At 60.4% G+C, this 15,236-nt stretch carries 14 protein-coding genes; 7 read left to right on the top strand and 7 right to left on the bottom strand.

Going from position 1 to position 15,236, the window contains the following annotated elements:
* The first annotated feature begins 95 nt into the window (after positions 1 to 95).
* From NQL71_RS29460 to NQL71_RS29445, 4 genes are all read left to right on the top strand, one after another.
* Positions 96 to 953, top strand: coding sequence for an SDR family oxidoreductase (locus NQL71_RS29460; RefSeq protein ID WP_077183713.1), 858 nt, complete (start codon positions 96 to 98; stop codon positions 951 to 953).
* 96 nt (positions 954 to 1,049) lie between these two features.
* On the top strand, positions 1,050 to 1,664 hold the full coding sequence (locus tag NQL71_RS29455; protein ID WP_046819091.1) for a Yip1 family protein: 615 nt from the start codon (positions 1,050 to 1,052) through the stop codon (positions 1,662 to 1,664).
* A 10-nt stretch (positions 1,665 to 1,674) separates the two neighbouring features.
* Entirely contained in the window at positions 1,675 to 3,024 is a 1,350-nt protein-coding gene (locus NQL71_RS29450; protein WP_274643766.1) for a cation:proton antiporter, read from the top strand.
* 203 nt (positions 3,025 to 3,227) lie between these two features.
* Complete coding sequence (locus tag NQL71_RS29445) at positions 3,228 to 3,704, top strand: PA2171 family ribosome-binding persister protein (protein ID WP_046819089.1); 477 nt, start codon at positions 3,228 to 3,230, stop codon at positions 3,702 to 3,704.
* A gap of 168 nt (positions 3,705 to 3,872) precedes the next feature.
* Here the strand turns inward: NQL71_RS29445 and NQL71_RS29440 are convergent, their stop codons facing one another.
* From NQL71_RS29440 to NQL71_RS29430, 3 genes are read right to left on the bottom strand one after another with little or no spacing between them, the layout of a single operon-like run.
* On the bottom strand, positions 3,873 to 5,792 hold the full coding sequence (locus NQL71_RS29440) for a hybrid sensor histidine kinase/response regulator (protein WP_274643765.1): 1,920 nt from the start codon (positions 5,790 to 5,792) through the stop codon (positions 3,873 to 3,875).
* Between the two features lie 7 nt (positions 5,793 to 5,799).
* Positions 5,800 to 8,112 carry an ATP-dependent DNA helicase gene (locus tag NQL71_RS29435; RefSeq protein ID WP_274643764.1) on the bottom strand — a complete coding sequence of 771 codons (2,313 nt, stop codon included), beginning with the start codon at positions 8,110 to 8,112 and terminating at the stop codon, positions 5,800 to 5,802.
* A complete protein-coding gene (locus tag NQL71_RS29430; RefSeq protein WP_274643763.1) occupies positions 8,109 to 9,761 on the bottom strand; it encodes a VRR-NUC domain-containing protein in 1,653 nt (550 codons plus the stop codon). Before NQL71_RS29430 ends, NQL71_RS29435 begins: the two co-directional genes overlap by 4 nt.
* Positions 9,762 to 9,974: 213 nt before the next feature.
* Between NQL71_RS29430 and NQL71_RS29425 the strand changes: the two genes are divergently transcribed.
* Positions 9,975 to 10,199, top strand: coding sequence for a YgdI/YgdR family lipoprotein (locus tag NQL71_RS29425; RefSeq protein ID WP_077183891.1), 225 nt, complete (start codon positions 9,975 to 9,977; stop codon positions 10,197 to 10,199).
* Positions 10,200 to 10,372: 173 nt separating this feature from the next.
* Complete coding sequence (locus NQL71_RS29420; protein ID WP_046819086.1) at positions 10,373 to 11,029, top strand: MliC family protein; 657 nt, start codon at positions 10,373 to 10,375, stop codon at positions 11,027 to 11,029.
* Positions 11,030 to 11,075: 46 nt separating this feature from the next.
* Here NQL71_RS29420 and NQL71_RS29415 read toward each other — a convergent pair whose 3' ends face one another.
* From NQL71_RS29415 to NQL71_RS29400, 4 genes are all read right to left on the bottom strand, one after another.
* Positions 11,076 to 12,161 (bottom strand): polyamine ABC transporter substrate-binding protein, encoded by a 1,086-nt coding sequence (locus NQL71_RS29415; RefSeq protein ID WP_077183717.1) that lies wholly within the window; start codon positions 12,159 to 12,161, stop codon positions 11,076 to 11,078.
* A 63-nt stretch (positions 12,162 to 12,224) separates the two neighbouring features.
* A complete protein-coding gene (locus tag NQL71_RS29410; protein ID WP_046819084.1) occupies positions 12,225 to 12,566 on the bottom strand; it encodes a cupin domain-containing protein in 342 nt (113 codons plus the stop codon).
* A 30-nt stretch (positions 12,567 to 12,596) separates the two neighbouring features.
* Entirely contained in the window at positions 12,597 to 14,003 is a 1,407-nt protein-coding gene (locus NQL71_RS29405) for an NAD(P)/FAD-dependent oxidoreductase (RefSeq protein WP_274643762.1), read from the bottom strand.
* Between the two features lie 50 nt (positions 14,004 to 14,053).
* Positions 14,054 to 14,869, bottom strand: a complete 816-nt coding sequence (locus tag NQL71_RS29400; protein WP_046819082.1) for a helix-turn-helix domain-containing protein — start codon at positions 14,867 to 14,869, stop codon at positions 14,054 to 14,056.
* Between the two features lie 260 nt (positions 14,870 to 15,129).
* On the opposite strand from NQL71_RS29400, the gene NQL71_RS29395 reads away from it, so the two are divergent.
* The coding region (locus tag NQL71_RS29395) for a DUF1652 domain-containing protein (RefSeq protein ID WP_274643767.1) at positions 15,130 to 15,236 on the top strand (107 nt) is incomplete at its 3' end.

The following is a 15,236-nucleotide window of genomic DNA, read 5'->3' as shown; positions in this document are numbered from 1 at the left end:
TTTTTCAGCGCCATCAGGTCCTCATCCAACCGAACTCCGCACGAAAGGCCAGGGTCAACCCTTTGACTCCCCCACCTTGAAACCGGAGATCGACAATGAACCACTACCCCAAACCACCCTTCCCCAAACAACAGCAACCCGTCCCCGGCTCCCAGCGCAAAATGGATCCCTATCCAGACTGCGGTGAGCAGAGCTACAAAGGTTCGGGTCGCCTGAATGGCAAGATCGCCCTGATCACCGGGGGCGACAGCGGCATTGGCCGGGCGGTGGCCATCGCCTTTGCCCGTGAAGGTGCCGACGTAGCCGTGGCGTATCTGGATGAGGAGCAAGATGCGCAGGAAACCGCGCGCTGGGTTGAACAGGCCGGCCGCCAATGCCTGCTGCTGCCGGGGGACCTGGCGCACAAGGTGCATTGCCGGGCACTGGTGGAAAAGACGGTCGAACGTTTCGGCCGCATCGACATCCTGGTCAACAACGCCGCGTTCCAGATGACCCACGAAAACCTCGAGGACATCCCCGACGAAGAATGGGTGATGACCTTCGACGTCAACATCACCGCCATTTTCCGGGTCTGCCAGGCGGCACTCAAGCACATGCAGCCCGGCAGTTCGATCATCAACACCAGTTCGGTCAACTCCGACATGCCCAACCCCACCCTGCTGGCGTATGCCACGACCAAGGGCGCGATTGCCAACTTCACCGCCGGCCTGGCGCAAATGCTCGGGCCGAAGAATATCCGGGTCAACAGCGTGGCACCCGGTCCGATCTGGACGCCGCTGATCGTCTCGACCATGCCCGAGGACAAGGTACAGAACTTTGGCGCCAACACCCCGCTCGGCCGTCCGGGCCAGCCGGTGGAGGTCGCGCCGATCTATGTATTACTGGCGTCGGATGAAGGCAGCTACATCACCGGCCAGCGTTTCGGGGTGACCGGGGGTAAACCGATCCTGTGATGGCGCCATGCGCCGGAAAAATGGAACCCGGCGAGTCTCCAGCGCTCAACACTTCATAGGCCCTCCCTGGGGGCCTTTCGATACCTGGAGGTTGTCATGTCCGCACCTATCGTCAAACTGTTCACTCAGCCGAACTACGCGTGGACGGATATTCGCAAGGAAGAGGAAGCGCACCCACGCCACTATCTCGCCCATTTGATCCTGTTGGCCCTGATCCCCGCCGTCTGCCTGTACATTGGCACCACCTACGTTGGCTGGAGCCTGGCGGAAAACGAAACGGTCCACCTCAGCCCCCGCAGCGCCCTGCAACTTTGCGCCCTGCTGTATCTGTGCACCCTCGCCGGCGTCGCCATCATGGGAGGATTCATCCGTTGGATGTCTCGCACTTTCGAGGCTCGCCCTACGCTCAACCAGTGCATCGGTTTTGCCGCGTACACCGTCACGCCGTTTTTCCTGGCGGGTATTGCCGGCCTGTACCCGAGTCGCTGGCTGGCGATCCTGGTACTGGGCGCCGCCTCGATTTACTCGACATTCCTGCTGTTTGTCGGTTTGCCGACCTTTATGCATGAGCGCAAGGAGCAAGGCGTGCTCAATGCCGCCTGCGTCTGGGGCGTCGGGTTGCTGGTGCTGGTCACCATTCTGGTGAGCATGATCCTGCTGTGGTTCAACGTGCTGACGCCGGAGTACTTGCGCGCTACCGTCAGTCAATGACCCCCCGGCCATGAGTTTCATTGCCTGGGTCGCGGTGCTGGGTGCCGTACTGCTGACGCTGGCACTGACCTCATCGTTCCTGCGCTGGATGCCGGTGATCACCTCCGCCGTGTGCCTGGCGCTGGGGGTGGTCATCGGGCCCGCGGGCCTGGGCTGGCTCAGGCTGGATATCAAGGATGCCGCCTACTGGATGGAGCACCTGACGGAAGTCGCGGTGCTCTTTTCGCTGTTCGTCTGTGGCCTCAAGTTGCGCTTGCCGCTGAGGGACCGCAAATGGCGCGTGGCTTTTGGGCTGGCGGGGCCGGTGATGGTCCTGACCATCATCGGTGTCTGCCTGTTGCTGCATTATGCTTTCGACCTGCCGTGGGGCCCGTCTTTGCTGATCGGCGCGATCCTGGCACCTACCGACCCGGTGCTGGCCTCGCTGGTGCAGGTCAACGATGCCAAGGATGACGACGCCGTGCGCTTCGGCCTTTCCGGTGAGGCCGGACTCAACGACGGCATTGCGTTTCCCTTCGTTATCCTTGGGTTGCTGTTTATCCAGCAAGGTGGCGGTGATTCCACCACCTGGCTCGATGACTGGGCGCTCAAACGCTTGCTGTGGGCGGTGCCCGCCGGATTGCTCGTCGGCTACACCATGGGCCGGGTAATTGGCCGACTGACGTTGTCCATGCGCATCAGGAATGCCGACAGCACGCTGTCGCCCAACGACTACCTGACTTTTGCCCTGATCGCCCTGGCGTATGTCGCCGCCGAAGCGGTGCACGGCTACGGTTTTCTGTCGGTGTTCGCGGCAGCCCTGGGCTTGCGTCGGGCCGAGGTCAAATCGATGGGGCATTCACTGACGCCCGCCGAGCACTTGGTGCAACCGGTGGTCGGTCATCAGAACGTCGAGCCCGATGCTGCCGTACATGGCGATGTAACGAACCTGGAGGAAGCGCAGGTGGCGGCCGGCATCATGATGGGCGACATGCTGTCCTTCGGCAGCCTGGTCGAACGGGCCATGGAAGTATTTCTGGTGACCCTGCTCGGGGTGGTGCTGGTGGGGCATTGGGACTGGCGCGCGTTGGCAATTGCGTTGGTGCTGTTCTGCGTGATTCGGCCGCTGATTGTCTGCCTGGTGCCTTGGGGCAACCTGCTTGACGGCAAGCAACGGCTGTTGATCGGCTGGTTTGGAATCCGCGGCATCGGTAGCTTCTATTACCTGTTCTACGCCTTGAATCACGATCTGGCGCCATCGATGGCCACCTTGTGCACCGACCTTACCCTCTGTGTGGTTGCGTTGAGCATTCTGATTCACGGGGTCAGTACCCAACCGATCCTCGCCCATTATGAACGGCGCAAGAAACCACCGGCTTGAATGAGCTTGCCGTGGCGAACTGCATGAGCCAAAAGCCCGGACTCATGCAGCCTGCATGGCCCCATTTGGCCATTATCACGCGTAAGACATTGTTTTTGAAACGCTTTATGGCAACAGAAAATACGGCACGACTAATGCTCTTTAACGATGAGTGACCTGCGGTAAAGACCGTTCGCGCTGACCTCAACTTGAGAGACTTGACCATGAATGCCATAGACCTGTTGAAAGCCGACCATGAACGCGTAAAAGGCATCCTCAGCCAACTGAGCGAATCCACCGAGCGCGGCCTGAAAAAGCGCACCGATCTCCTTGAAAAGCTGGAAATGGAAATCTCGATCCATACCCGCCTGGAAGAAGACATCCTGTACCCGGCCTACAAGGAAGCCGGCGGCAAGGAGCAGGACATAATGTATTACGAAGCCAAGGAAGAACACCGCACCGTGGATTCGCTGGTACTGCCGGACCTGAAAGCCACCGACCCGTCCACGCCGGAGTTCGCCGGCCGCGTCAAAGTGGTCAAGGAACTGCTCGAACATCACATTGAAGAGGAAGAGACCGAGATGTTTCCCCAGGCTAAAAAGCTGCTGGGCAAAGCCACTCTGGATGAGCTTGGGGAACAAATGGAGGCTTTGAAGGCCCGCCTGAAAAAGGAAATGGCGGCGTCGCATATGGCTGCTTGATGGAACACCAGGATCAAAAGATCGCAGCCTGCAGCAGCTACAGGGGAATACGGTCACCTGTAGGAGCGAGCTTGCTTGCGAAAAACCTGAGAGCACCGCGGGGGGCCAGGCTCCCCGCGTCATCGTTGATCTGCAACGCGAGCAAGCTTGCCCCAACAGGCGCGGCATCTACATTGCAGACGAAATGATCTCCACCAGATTCAATTGGGTAAACGGCTTGGATAAGCGCGGCAGCCTGGATGCAAAGCCTTCCAGGCGATCGGCATAACCGGTTGCCAGGATAATCGGCATGCCGGGTTTGAGCGTGCGGATGGCATCTGCCAGTTGCGCCCCACTCATGTGCGGCATGGCCATGTCGGTGATGACAAGGTCGATGGCCGGATTTTTCTCGAACAGTTCCAGGCCCTGGTCACCGGACGTCGCGGTGATCACGCGGTGTCCGAGGTCTTCAAGCAACAGGCAAGTGCTGGTTAATACCAGGCTGTCGTCATCCACCACCAATATGCACAGGCGTGGGACTTCCGGCCCTGCTGGCTCGTCGACAATAACAGCCGGTACCGAGCCTGCCGAAGCCACGGGCAACCAGAGTTCTGCAGTCGTACCCAGGTTTTTTCGGCTCTTGAGAATGAATCGCCCACCCAATTGCTCGATGTAGCCGTGGACCATCGATAATCCCAGGCCCGTGCCTTTTCCCAGCCCTTTGGTGGTGAAAAACGGATCCATCGCCGAGGCCAGCGTTGCTTCATCCATTCCCTCGCCAGTGTCGGTGATGCTCAGGCACACATAACGTCCCGCCGTTGAGGAGGATTGGGGTTGATCGGCAAGCGTCTCGGCGTGGGCACTGATGACGATACTGCCTCCATTGGGCATGGCATCGCGAGCATTGGTGGCCAGGTTCAGCACCGCCAGTTCGAGCTGATTGACATCGGCCATGACCGGCTCGATCTGCGCTGGAAAACGGGCTTCTAGGGCCACCGAAGGCCCAAGTGAACTGCGTAGAAGCCCGGAAATCCCTTGCACCAGGTCGGCCAGATCCACAGGTTCGGACTTGAGCTCCTGCTTGCGGGCAAAGGCCAGCATGCGCTGGGTCAGGGAGACGCCGCGCAATGCACCCTGGGTGGCGTTGTCGAGCAAACGGACTATTTTCGGGTCGTCGGCCAGGCGTTTGCGCACAATCTCCAGGTTGCCGAGAATGACGGTCAGCAAATTATTGAAGTCGTGGGCAATCCCCCCACTGAGCTGGCCGATGGCCTGCATTTTCTGCGCCTGGAACAGCGCTTCGCGAGTTTGCTCAAGCGCCTGCTGCGCCTGGGTCGCTTCGGTGATGTCGCGGGTGATCTTGGCAAAGCCGAGCAAGGTACCGGTGTCGCCCCGGATCGGGTCGACCACCACATGGGCGAGGAACCTGGTGCCATCCTTGCGCACCCGCCAGCCCTTGTTCTCGAAGCGTCCCTCACGGGTCGCAACCTCCAGCGCCCAGGCGGGCAAGCCTGCAGCCTGGTCTTCAGGGGTGTAGAACATGGAAAAATGCCGGCCGATGACTTCTTCGGGCAAATAGCCCTTGATGCGCTGGGCCCCCAGGTTCCAGTTGGTCACACGGCCATCCGGGGCCAGCATGTAGATGGCATAGTCGGTGACGCTTTGCACCAGCAAGCGAAACTGTTGCTCGCTTTGCTTGAGGGTCTCTTCGGCCATCTTGCGATCGGTCAGGTCGCGGGTGATCTTGGCAAATCCCAGGAGCGTGCCCGTCGGGTCGTAGATCGGATCGATCACCACGTGGGACCAGAAATGCGTACCGTCCTTGCGCACGCGCCAGCCTTCGCCTTCGAAACGCCCCTCGCCGATGGCCGTGTCCAGCGCCCGTTGGGGCAGGCCGGCACGACGATCGTCATCGGTGTAGAAGCGCGAGAAATGCTGGCCGAGAATCTCGGCTTCCTCATAACCCTTGAAACGCCTGGCGCCCGCGTTCCAGCTGGTAATGATGCCATCGGGATCAATCATGTAGATCGCATAGTCAACCACCGCATCGATCAGCAGGCGCAGGCGCCTGTCTTCATTGATCTCGGCCTGGGTTCGAACTTCGCTCATTGATCCCTCACATCGACTGCTGTTTGTCTGAAGTATGCGATAAACCATCCATTTGAACAGCCGCCGGCGCGATTGACCACCAGTGCGGCAGCAATTGCCTGACCTTGCTCTCACCAAAGCGGTCATCGATCAACATCACCACACCCTGGTCCTGCTGTGTACGAATGACCCGGCCGGCGGCCTGCACGACTTTTTGCACACCGGGGTACAGGTAGGTGTAGTCATAACCTGCGCCGAACAGGGCCGCCATGCGCCGCTTGAACTGTTCGTTGACCGGGTTGAGCTGCGCCAGCCCCAGGGTGGCGATGAACGCGCCGATCAAGCGTGCGCCTGGCAAATCGATGCCTTCGCCAAACGCCCCGCCCAGTACCGCGAAGCCCACGCCTTGGCCTTCGGCGGTGAAGCGGTCGAGGAATTCCTGGCGTTGCGCCTCCGCCATGCCTCGAGACTGTGACCACAGGTTGATCCCTGGATGTTTTTCGGCCAGTAACTGCGCCACTTGCTGCAGGTAATCGAAGCTGCTGAAGAACGCCAGGTAATTGCCGGGGCGCTGGCCGAACTGTCGGGCGATCAGCTCGACGATCGGCGCCAGGGATGCCTGGCGATGAACAAAACGCGTGGAGATGCGGTTGACGATCTGCACGTGCAACTGATCGGCATGAAAGGGTGACTCGACGTCGATGCACACGGTGTTCGCCGGGGTACCCAGTAAATCGGCGTAATAGTGCCGGGGGCTTAGCGTCGCCGAGAACAGCACGGTGCTGCGTGCAGCGCTCAGGCGCGGGCCGATGAAGCCGGCTGGCACCACGTTGCGCAGGCACAGTTGCGAGAGGTTGCGCTTGCGTTCGAGGTCGCGCTTGCTGATGTCGAACAGGTACTGCTGGTCGAAGAGTTCGCCCACCCGACAGAACTGCAGTACGTCGAAATAAAAGCTTTGCAATGCACTGTCCAGTCCCTGCGGATGATCGTTGAGGTAATCACCGATGCTGGCGCTGCACGACGACAGGGCCTGGAGCAGTTTTTCCGGCGGCTTGTCGTAGGCCTGGTAGGCACCGAGTTGCTGGTTATGCAAGGCGTTCCATTCGCGGTTGACCCGTTGCAACGGCTTCTTCAACACCTCGGGGGCGGTTTTGCGCACGCCATCGAGGGTCGATTGATCGAGACTGGCGCTGTACATCTGCCGACCACGCTCCACCAGGTTATGGGCCTCATCGACCAACACCGCGACTTTCCAGGTGTTGGCCTGGGCCAGGCCGAACAACAGCGCACTGAAATCGAAGTAATAGTTGTAATCGGCAACCACCACATCGGCCCACCGCGCCATTTCCTGGCTCAGGTAATAGGGGCAAACCTCATGCGCCAGGGCGACCTGGCGCAGTGCGCTCTGATCCAGCATGTTCAACTGGCTGGCAGCCTCGCGCGCAGCAGGCAAGCGATCATAGAACCCCTGGGCCAGCGGGCAGGATTCACCGTGGCAGGCTTTGTCCGGGTGTTCGCAGGCCTTGTCCCGGGCGATCATCTCCAACACCCGCAGGGGCGGCGCGTCGGCGCGCTCCAGGATCACCTGCGCGGCGTCCAGGGCCAGCTTGCGGCCCGGGGTTTTCGCCGTGAGGAAGTACACCTTGTCCAGTTGCTGCGGCGCCAGGGCCTTGAGCAGCGGAAACAAGGTGCCCACCGTCTTGCCAATCCCCGTGGGCGCCTGGGCCATCAGGCAGCGTCCGGTGCTGACGGCCTTGAACACCGATTCCGCCAGGTGACGCTGCCCCGGACGAAAATCGGCATGGGGAAACCCCAGCTGCTGCGCCGCCTGGTTACGCCCCTGGCGATGGACGGTTTCCTGTTCGGCCCAGTGCAGGAACAAACCGCAATGGTGATTGAAGAACTGCCCGAGTTCGGCGGCGTCAAACCCCTCGACCAGACAGGTTTCCTTTTCGCTGACGACATCGAAATACACCAGCGCCAGGTTGATCTGCACAAGATTGAGTTTTCGGCACATCAGCCAGCCATAGATTTTGGCCTGCGCCCAGTGCAGTTGACGGTGGTTGGCCGGTTGCTTGCTCAGGTCGCCCCGGTAGGTCTTGACCTCTTCCAGGCAGTTTTGCGCAGGATCGTAGCCATCCGCCCTGCCCTTGACCGTCAACCCCTGATACGAACCCTCAAGGGCGACTTCACTCTGATAGCCGTCACTGCGCCGTGACGCCACCGTGCGGTGCCCGACGATGCCTTCCAGCGCGGTCGGCGACGGGGTGAAACGCAAGTCGAGGTCGCCCACCTTGGCGGTGAACTCACACAGCGCCCGCACTGCGATGCTGTAGTTCAAGCGCCCTGCTCCGCCCATTGCACATAACACACGGCAATCGGCATGCGGTGCTCATGACAGAATTCCAGCCAGCGCAGCTGGTTGTCTTGCAGGCGATCCCCCGGCCCCTTGACTTCGATCATGCGGTAGGTTTTTTCCTGCGGCCAGAATTGGATCAGGTCCGGCATGCCCGCGCGATTGGCCTTGATGTCGAGCAACAACCGGGTGAACCAGTGCCTGAGGTGTTCGGCGGGCAGGCAGTCCAGTGCCTGTTCCAGTAACGCTTCACTGAGTGCGCCCCAGAACACGAAGGGTGACTGCACGCCCCACTTTTCGGCATAGCGCGCGCGAATGGTTTCACGGTACCGGCCGTCGTCAAGTTCGCCGAGGCAGGCCTGGAACAACTCGGCCCGACGGCTATGGAAGTCTTCGCTCAACAGGTCCACCGGACCGCGCTGGAACGGATGGAAAAACGCCCCCGGCAGCGGTGCGAAAATCGCCGGCCAGCACAGCAGGCCGAACAGCGAGTTGACCAGGCTGTTTTCGACGTAATGCACCGGTGCCGACGCTTCGCCCAGGTGCGCCTGTACATGGTCCTCCACCGACAACAAAGGGTCGGTCCTGCACAGTTGCAGGTCCAGGCGCAGCATCTCCCGCGGGGCTGCGCGCTTGACCACCGGCCCGCCCAGCTTGCGCCTCAGCCTGGGCAGTACTCGTAGCAGGTGCTGCTGCTCCGCGGCATTTTGCGGCGTTTGCTCGGCCTGGCACGCCAGCTCCAGGGCCAACTCGTACTCACCGCAACGCTCCAGCACCCGGATCATGCGCACGCGCGCGCCGGGGTAGGCGCAGTCACGGTACAGAGTCAATGCGGCGCAGAAATCACCGCCGCGCTCGCACTCCTGGCCCATCTGGAACAACAGCTTGTCGCGGCGCCGTTGCAGCCAGTGATTGCTCAGCGCCAGGCCGTTGATTTGCGCGACGATGCCCGCCACCGCCTCGCCGGCCTCGAACAGTTGCTGGCACTGGTAGAGGAACATGCAGGCATCGACGTCCTCGCGGCTGCGCAAGCCTCGGGAATCGTCACTGAACTCGACCTTTTCATAGGTGAAGATGCCCAGGTCCGCCAAAACGAATTCGGACCAATCCTGGTAAAGATTGCCGAAGAACATCAAGCGCAGGCGATCGCACAGGCTCATGATTGTCAGGCTGAACAAGCGGTCGTTCAGCGTCGGACACCAGTCGTTGAAGGCCTGCGCTTGAGGAAACTGCTCACAGAGTGCCGGCAGCCAGTCGATCTTTTTACCCTTGGGTTGAACAATCGCGTTGCCCAGGCATTGAAGAATTTCCGCCTTGAGCAACACTTCAAATAGCGCCTCGATCGCTAACGGCTGGCAGTCATCGATCCAACCCTGCGCCAGCAACGGCTGGGCCGCGCTGCAGATGTCACCGATCTCGGCGTAATGCAGCTTGCTGGCCCGGAAATGAACGCCCTTGCGCATGACCAGCCTGACCAGCAGTGCCCGGGACTCACGGGGCAATACATTGAATTCACGGATGAAACGATGCTCTTCGTCGCTCAACACGTCGACATAGCGATGTTCAAGCCAATCAAGCACTTGCATGAAGTTGTTGAGGTAGTAGAACGGATCGTCGAGAGGTTTTACAGTCACGGAGAAAAAGGCCACTTTGAGCGAGCACTGGTTATGCATACAGATACCAGCAACGCCCTGCCCTGTGCAAACGGAAAAGGATAAGCGGCGGTCCTGTAAGGGTTTTTTGCCACCGGGCATCGAACTTTCCGCCGTTCCATGGCACCAATCGCCATGGAGCTGCACTCGCTTGGCGGCAACCGCCATGTTTTTTTTCAACAACAAGAGGTGACTATGAACATCAAGACTCTGGGTTTACCCCTGGCGGTAGCGGCCTTTTTTGCCCTGGCCGGCTGCTCGACCCCCACGGTGGTTACGCTGCAGAACGGCACCCAGTACCTGACCAAGGACATGCCAAAAACCAAGACCAAGGATGGTTTCTTCGAGTTCGAGGACATTTCCGGGGCGAAGGTGAAGGTCAAGGCTGATGATGTGGCCACGATTCGCCAGGAAGATTAAGCAACAACAGGCTCTGGCGCGCTGCTCATTTCCGACACTCACGCACTCTGGGTGTGGCAGGTTCTGCGCACTGGCTTAAACTGCGATACAGCCCATGCGCCCGAACGACCTTGAACGGGGTCGATGGGTTCCATTGCACCACAAGCTCACGCATTGATCCTGGTGAAGCCAGCATGAAAATGGTCACGCCCCTTTTGACCTCTCTCCTCGCCACCACCCTGTGCGCGACAGCGAGCCTCCATGCAAGTACCAGGACGCCCGCGCCCATCTTCAAAACCAGCTTCGACTGCGCCCAGGCCCGGGAGTCGGTCGAAAAGCTGATTTGTCGCGATGCCCAACTGGCGCAAATGGACAGGGAAGTGCAACGCCTTTATCTGCTGGCACTCACGGATGAACATTCGGTACCGCGCCCGGACAAAGTCGAGACTGATCAACAGTTCTGGATTCACGCCCGTAATCAGTGTGCCGGGGCGCAAGCCAAGGCATGCGCGATCCGCAGCTATGCCGAGCGTGCGCACCAGTTGCGTCAAGGATCCGCGATCGCCCGGACCAAAGATCCCAGCAGACTCACTGAAGGCCCCATCGCCTATCGTTGCACCGGCTTCAACGGAGTCATCACTGCGAGTTTTTTCAATGCGGAGCCGGGCATCGTCTACCTGAAATGGGCGAACGCCTCAGTCGTCCTCGACCAGGTGCCGAACTACTCCGGCAGCCAATACAAGGGCAAGGACTTTCGAGGCGACTACAGCTTCTGGCAGAACGGCAGCGAGACCCTGCTGCAAATGCCCGGCGCGGGAGCCATGAGCTGTACGGTCGATCCGGCTGCGTGAGCGCCGAAGCGCTTGCACATCTTGTCCGGATGGCCTGCCAGGCGCTTCAACTGCCGGTACGAATCTTGTTCCAGACCCGCGTACGAATCCGGTCGATGTTCAACGGCATGGCTTCGAGCGCAAACAGTTTTCCCATCATGTCCGGGCTCGGATACACCTTGGTGTCGTTCTTGATGGCCGGGTCGATCAGGCTGTCGGCCTGTTCGTTGCCATTGGCGTAGTGCACGTAGTTGCTGATACCGGCCATGACCTCTGGGCGCAGCAGGTAGTTCATGAAGGCATAACCGGCCTTCTCATCCGGGGCGTCCACGGGCATGGCGACCATGTCGAACCAGATGGCGGCGCCTTCCCTGGGAATCGAGTAGCCGATCTCTATGCCGTTGTTCGCCTCCCTGGCACGGTTTTCCGCCTGCAGGATGTCGCCGGAGAAACCGACCGCCACGCACACATCACCGTTGGCCAGGTCACTGGTGTACTTGGACGAGTGGAAATAGCTGACATAAGGCCGCACTTTCAACAGCAGCGCTTCGGCCTTCTTGTAGTCTTGCGGGTTCTTGCTGTGATGGGGCAGGCCCAGGTAGTTCAGCGCGGCCGGGAGCAGTTCCGGGCCATTGTCGAGGATCGCCACGCCGCACTTTTGCAGCTTCTGCATGTTCTCGGGCTTGAAGATCAGGTCCCAGGAATCCACGGGCGCGTTCTCGCCCAGCACCGCCTTGACCTTGGCAACGTTGTAACCGATGCCGGTACTGCCCCACAGGTACGGGAAGCCGTGTTCGTTGCCCGGATCGTTGCCCTGCAAGGCCTGGAGCAGCACCGGGTTGAGGTTCTTCCAGTTGGGCAACTGCGCCTTGTCGAGCTTTTTCAGGGCGCCGCCTTCGATTTGCCGGGCCATGAAGTGGTTGGACGGGAACACCACGTCGTAGCCGGATTTACCGGTCATCAACTTGCCGTCGAGGGTTTCGTTGCTGTCGTAGACGTCATAGGTGAAGCCGATGCCGCTTTCTTTCTGGAAGTTCTTCGTGGTGTCCGGCGCGATGTAGTCCGACCAGTTGTAGATCTTGACGGTGTCGGCCGCCTGGCTGATGGCGGCCACCAGCATCAGCGGCGCCAGGAGCAGTGTCTTCGGGGTCATGGGTCGATTCCTGTGGGGCTGTTTTTGTTGTTGGAGAGCGGCAGGCAATCAGGGGACCTGCGTTCAGAAAATCAGCACGTAGGTCTTGCGCACGGTTTCCTCGATGTCCCAGACGCCGAGGCTGTTGGCCGGCAACATCAGGGCATCGCCCGCTTCGATGTGCAGGGTCTCCCCCTCGTCCGGGGTAAAGGTGCAACGCCCCTGGATGAAGTGACAGAATTCCTGGGCAACGATCTGCCGCCGCCAGCGACCGGGGGTGCATTCCCAGACGCCGGTCTCGACGCCGTCATCGCGTTCGACGCTGGTGGTCGAAGCCACCGCCACCGGCCTGCCCAAAGGTACGGCGACCGGGTTCGACTCTTGCAGTTGCAGGGTGGCGGTGTTCTTGAATTGGGTGATACGCATGGGAGTACCTTTCAGTGAAGAAAACGCTATTTAGTGCATGAAACCTTCCATGAACCCCGCGACCCCGCTGGCGAGCTTGCGCCGCCAGGGCGCGCTGGCCGGGTTGGCCAGGGTCTGGTCTTCGTGGACGAAGCTGCGGATGATCGCGTTGTAGCCAAGCCAGCGGCAGGGTTCGGGCTCCCAGGCCTTGAGCGCATCCAGGCCACCTCGGGGAACCACCCACGGTTGGCGGACCCGTTCGGTGTCGCGTTGCAGGATCAGGTCGGCAAGGGTCCTGCCACCCAGGTTGCTGGCACCGACCCCCTCCCCGCCATAACCGCCGGACAAGGCGATGCCGCTGGCCTGGTCACACAACATGTGTGGCTTGAAATGCCGCGACATGCCCAGGTTGCCGCCCCAGCCATGGGTAATCTGCACATTGCGAAGCTGTGGGAAGAGTTCGCCGAACAGATACTGCCGCAACTCGATTTCGCTGCGCGTCAGGTCGAAGTCATGGCGCAGCTTGCCGGCAAACCGATAGCCGCCGCGGGCGCCGAAGATCAATCGGTTATCGGCCGTGCGTTGGCCATAGGTCACTTGGCGACTGCTTTCGCTGAACGCTTGGCCGTGACTCAGGCCGATCTCGTCCCAGGTGGCGGCCGACAGCGGTTCGGTGGCCACGATCAAGCTTTGCACCGGTAACTGATACCGCCCCAGCGGCGGCAAGGTCACCGAATAGCCTTCGACCGCCGGTACCACCCAGCGGCTGCGCACCGAGGCCCGTGCTGTGCGCAGGCTACCGGACTGCCAATGGTTCACCAGGCTGTTCTCGTAGATCCTGACGCCCAGGCGCTCGACTGCGCGCGCCAGTCCCCGCACCAGCTTGGCCGGATGCAGGGTCGCGACGTGAGGCGCATAGATTGCGCCATAAGGCTTGGCCACGCGGATCTGCTGCGCCAACTGCTCCGGGCTCAACCAGCGGTAGTCGCTTTCGTTGAGGCCCTGGCTGTACAGCTTGTCCAGGTACTGGCGCAGGCTGGCTTCCTGCTCGGGGTAGCGGGCGGCACAGTAGAGCGCGCCACCTTTGCGATAATCGCAGTCGATGTCTTCACGATCGATGACGTTTTTCACTTCATCGGGAATGCCATGGAGCAAATCGTAAGAGGCACGACGCTGCTCGGGTGACGAGGCGGCGAGCATCCGGTCTTCGCCCAGCAGATTGCCCATCAACCACCCGCCGTTACGCCCCGACGCTCCAAAACCGGCGGTTTGCGCTTCTAAGATGACGATGTTCAGGTCAGGCGCCTGGCGCTTGAGGTAGTACGCGGTCCATAGCCCGGTGTACCCCGCGCCGATAATGGCGACGTCAACGTCCAGATCCTGTTCCAGCGCCGCACGCGCCACCAGAGGCTCGTCGAGTTGATCCATCCATAAACTGATAGTGCGCCACGCCGCCATGCAAGACTCCGCCACTCAGACTTCGATGGCGTTGATCCTAGTGGGTAGGCTCAGACGCCGTCTTGCGCGCGTGCACGCAAAGAAATTTGTTTGACGTAGGCCTTGGGCGACAGGCCGGTGTGCTGGCGGAAACAGCTGTAGAACGCCGACAGTGAGTTGAAGCCGGCGGCAAACGCCAGCTCGTCGGTACGCACCGGTAGCGTGGCACTGTCCAGCGCGTTGAGCAGATGCTGCAGGCGTGCCTGGTTGACGTAGCGATAGAAGCTCTGCCCAAGCACCTGGTTGAGCAGATAGGAAATCTGATTGCGACTGTACCCGCACTCCTGCGCCACCCGTTGCAGGTCGAGCTCCGGGTCGAGATAAGGTTGCTGGCGTTGAAAGTATTGTTGCAGGTCGTCGGCCATGAAGCTCAGCTGACGCGGCGACAGGCCCAGTCGACTGGCCGCCGGGCGTTGGGCGCCAGTGGTTTTGCGGGTAGGCTGCTCGCGCACCAGTGATGCGTATTCGTTGACTCGCCAGATCAAACCGTCCTTCACGGTGATCGCTTCACTGGCGCGAAACGACACCAGCCCCTCGCCACCACGCAGGGTGATGCGGTACTGGATGAACGCGGTGTTGCCGTCCAGGCGTATGCGGTCCGTGTGTTCCAGGGCTTCGTCCGGTTCACGGGGCATGCTGCTGTGCACATAGTCACGTAGCTCAGCCAACCCCATTACCCGGTTCTGGAAAAAATCGTTGTATTGGACTTCGGGATGATACAGCGCCATGACCCCGTCCAGATCGCGGTGTTTCCAGCGCAAGTGGTACTGCATGACCGTCTCGCCCGTGGCCTGGGTTTGCAGCGGGCCATCATCTGCGGCGTGCATGGCAGGTCTCGAAGAAAAGTGCCGAGCTTGCCCAAATTTGCCCGCGTCTTCAATGGCTGACGGCGCCTGCCTGTTGCGCAAACGTTGGCGTACGTGACCTGCATCAAAAAAATCGCAGCAATTGCCAAACGGCCTGAAAATTCCACATTTATTTCACATCCAGGTGCTACTTTTAAAGACTGTCACTGGTTGAGCCATTGAAGGCTCTTCCCTCCTAACGTGAGCTAATGGAAGCGCTCGATGAAGAAGGCGGGCAACACATGAATAGAGGGTTCAGCAAGGTTACTTTTCCAAATGCCTGCCAGCTGATGCGCTGGCATTTCCATCCCATGGGTTTTGAGGCAAGCATGGACGCCCCGGGCAGCAT

The organism is Pseudomonas serbica (genome assembly GCF_028823535.1).
GTDB classification, from domain to species: Bacteria; Pseudomonadota; Gammaproteobacteria; order Pseudomonadales; family Pseudomonadaceae; genus Aquipseudomonas; species Aquipseudomonas serbica.
This window is presented reverse-complemented; position numbering and strand designations above follow the sequence as displayed.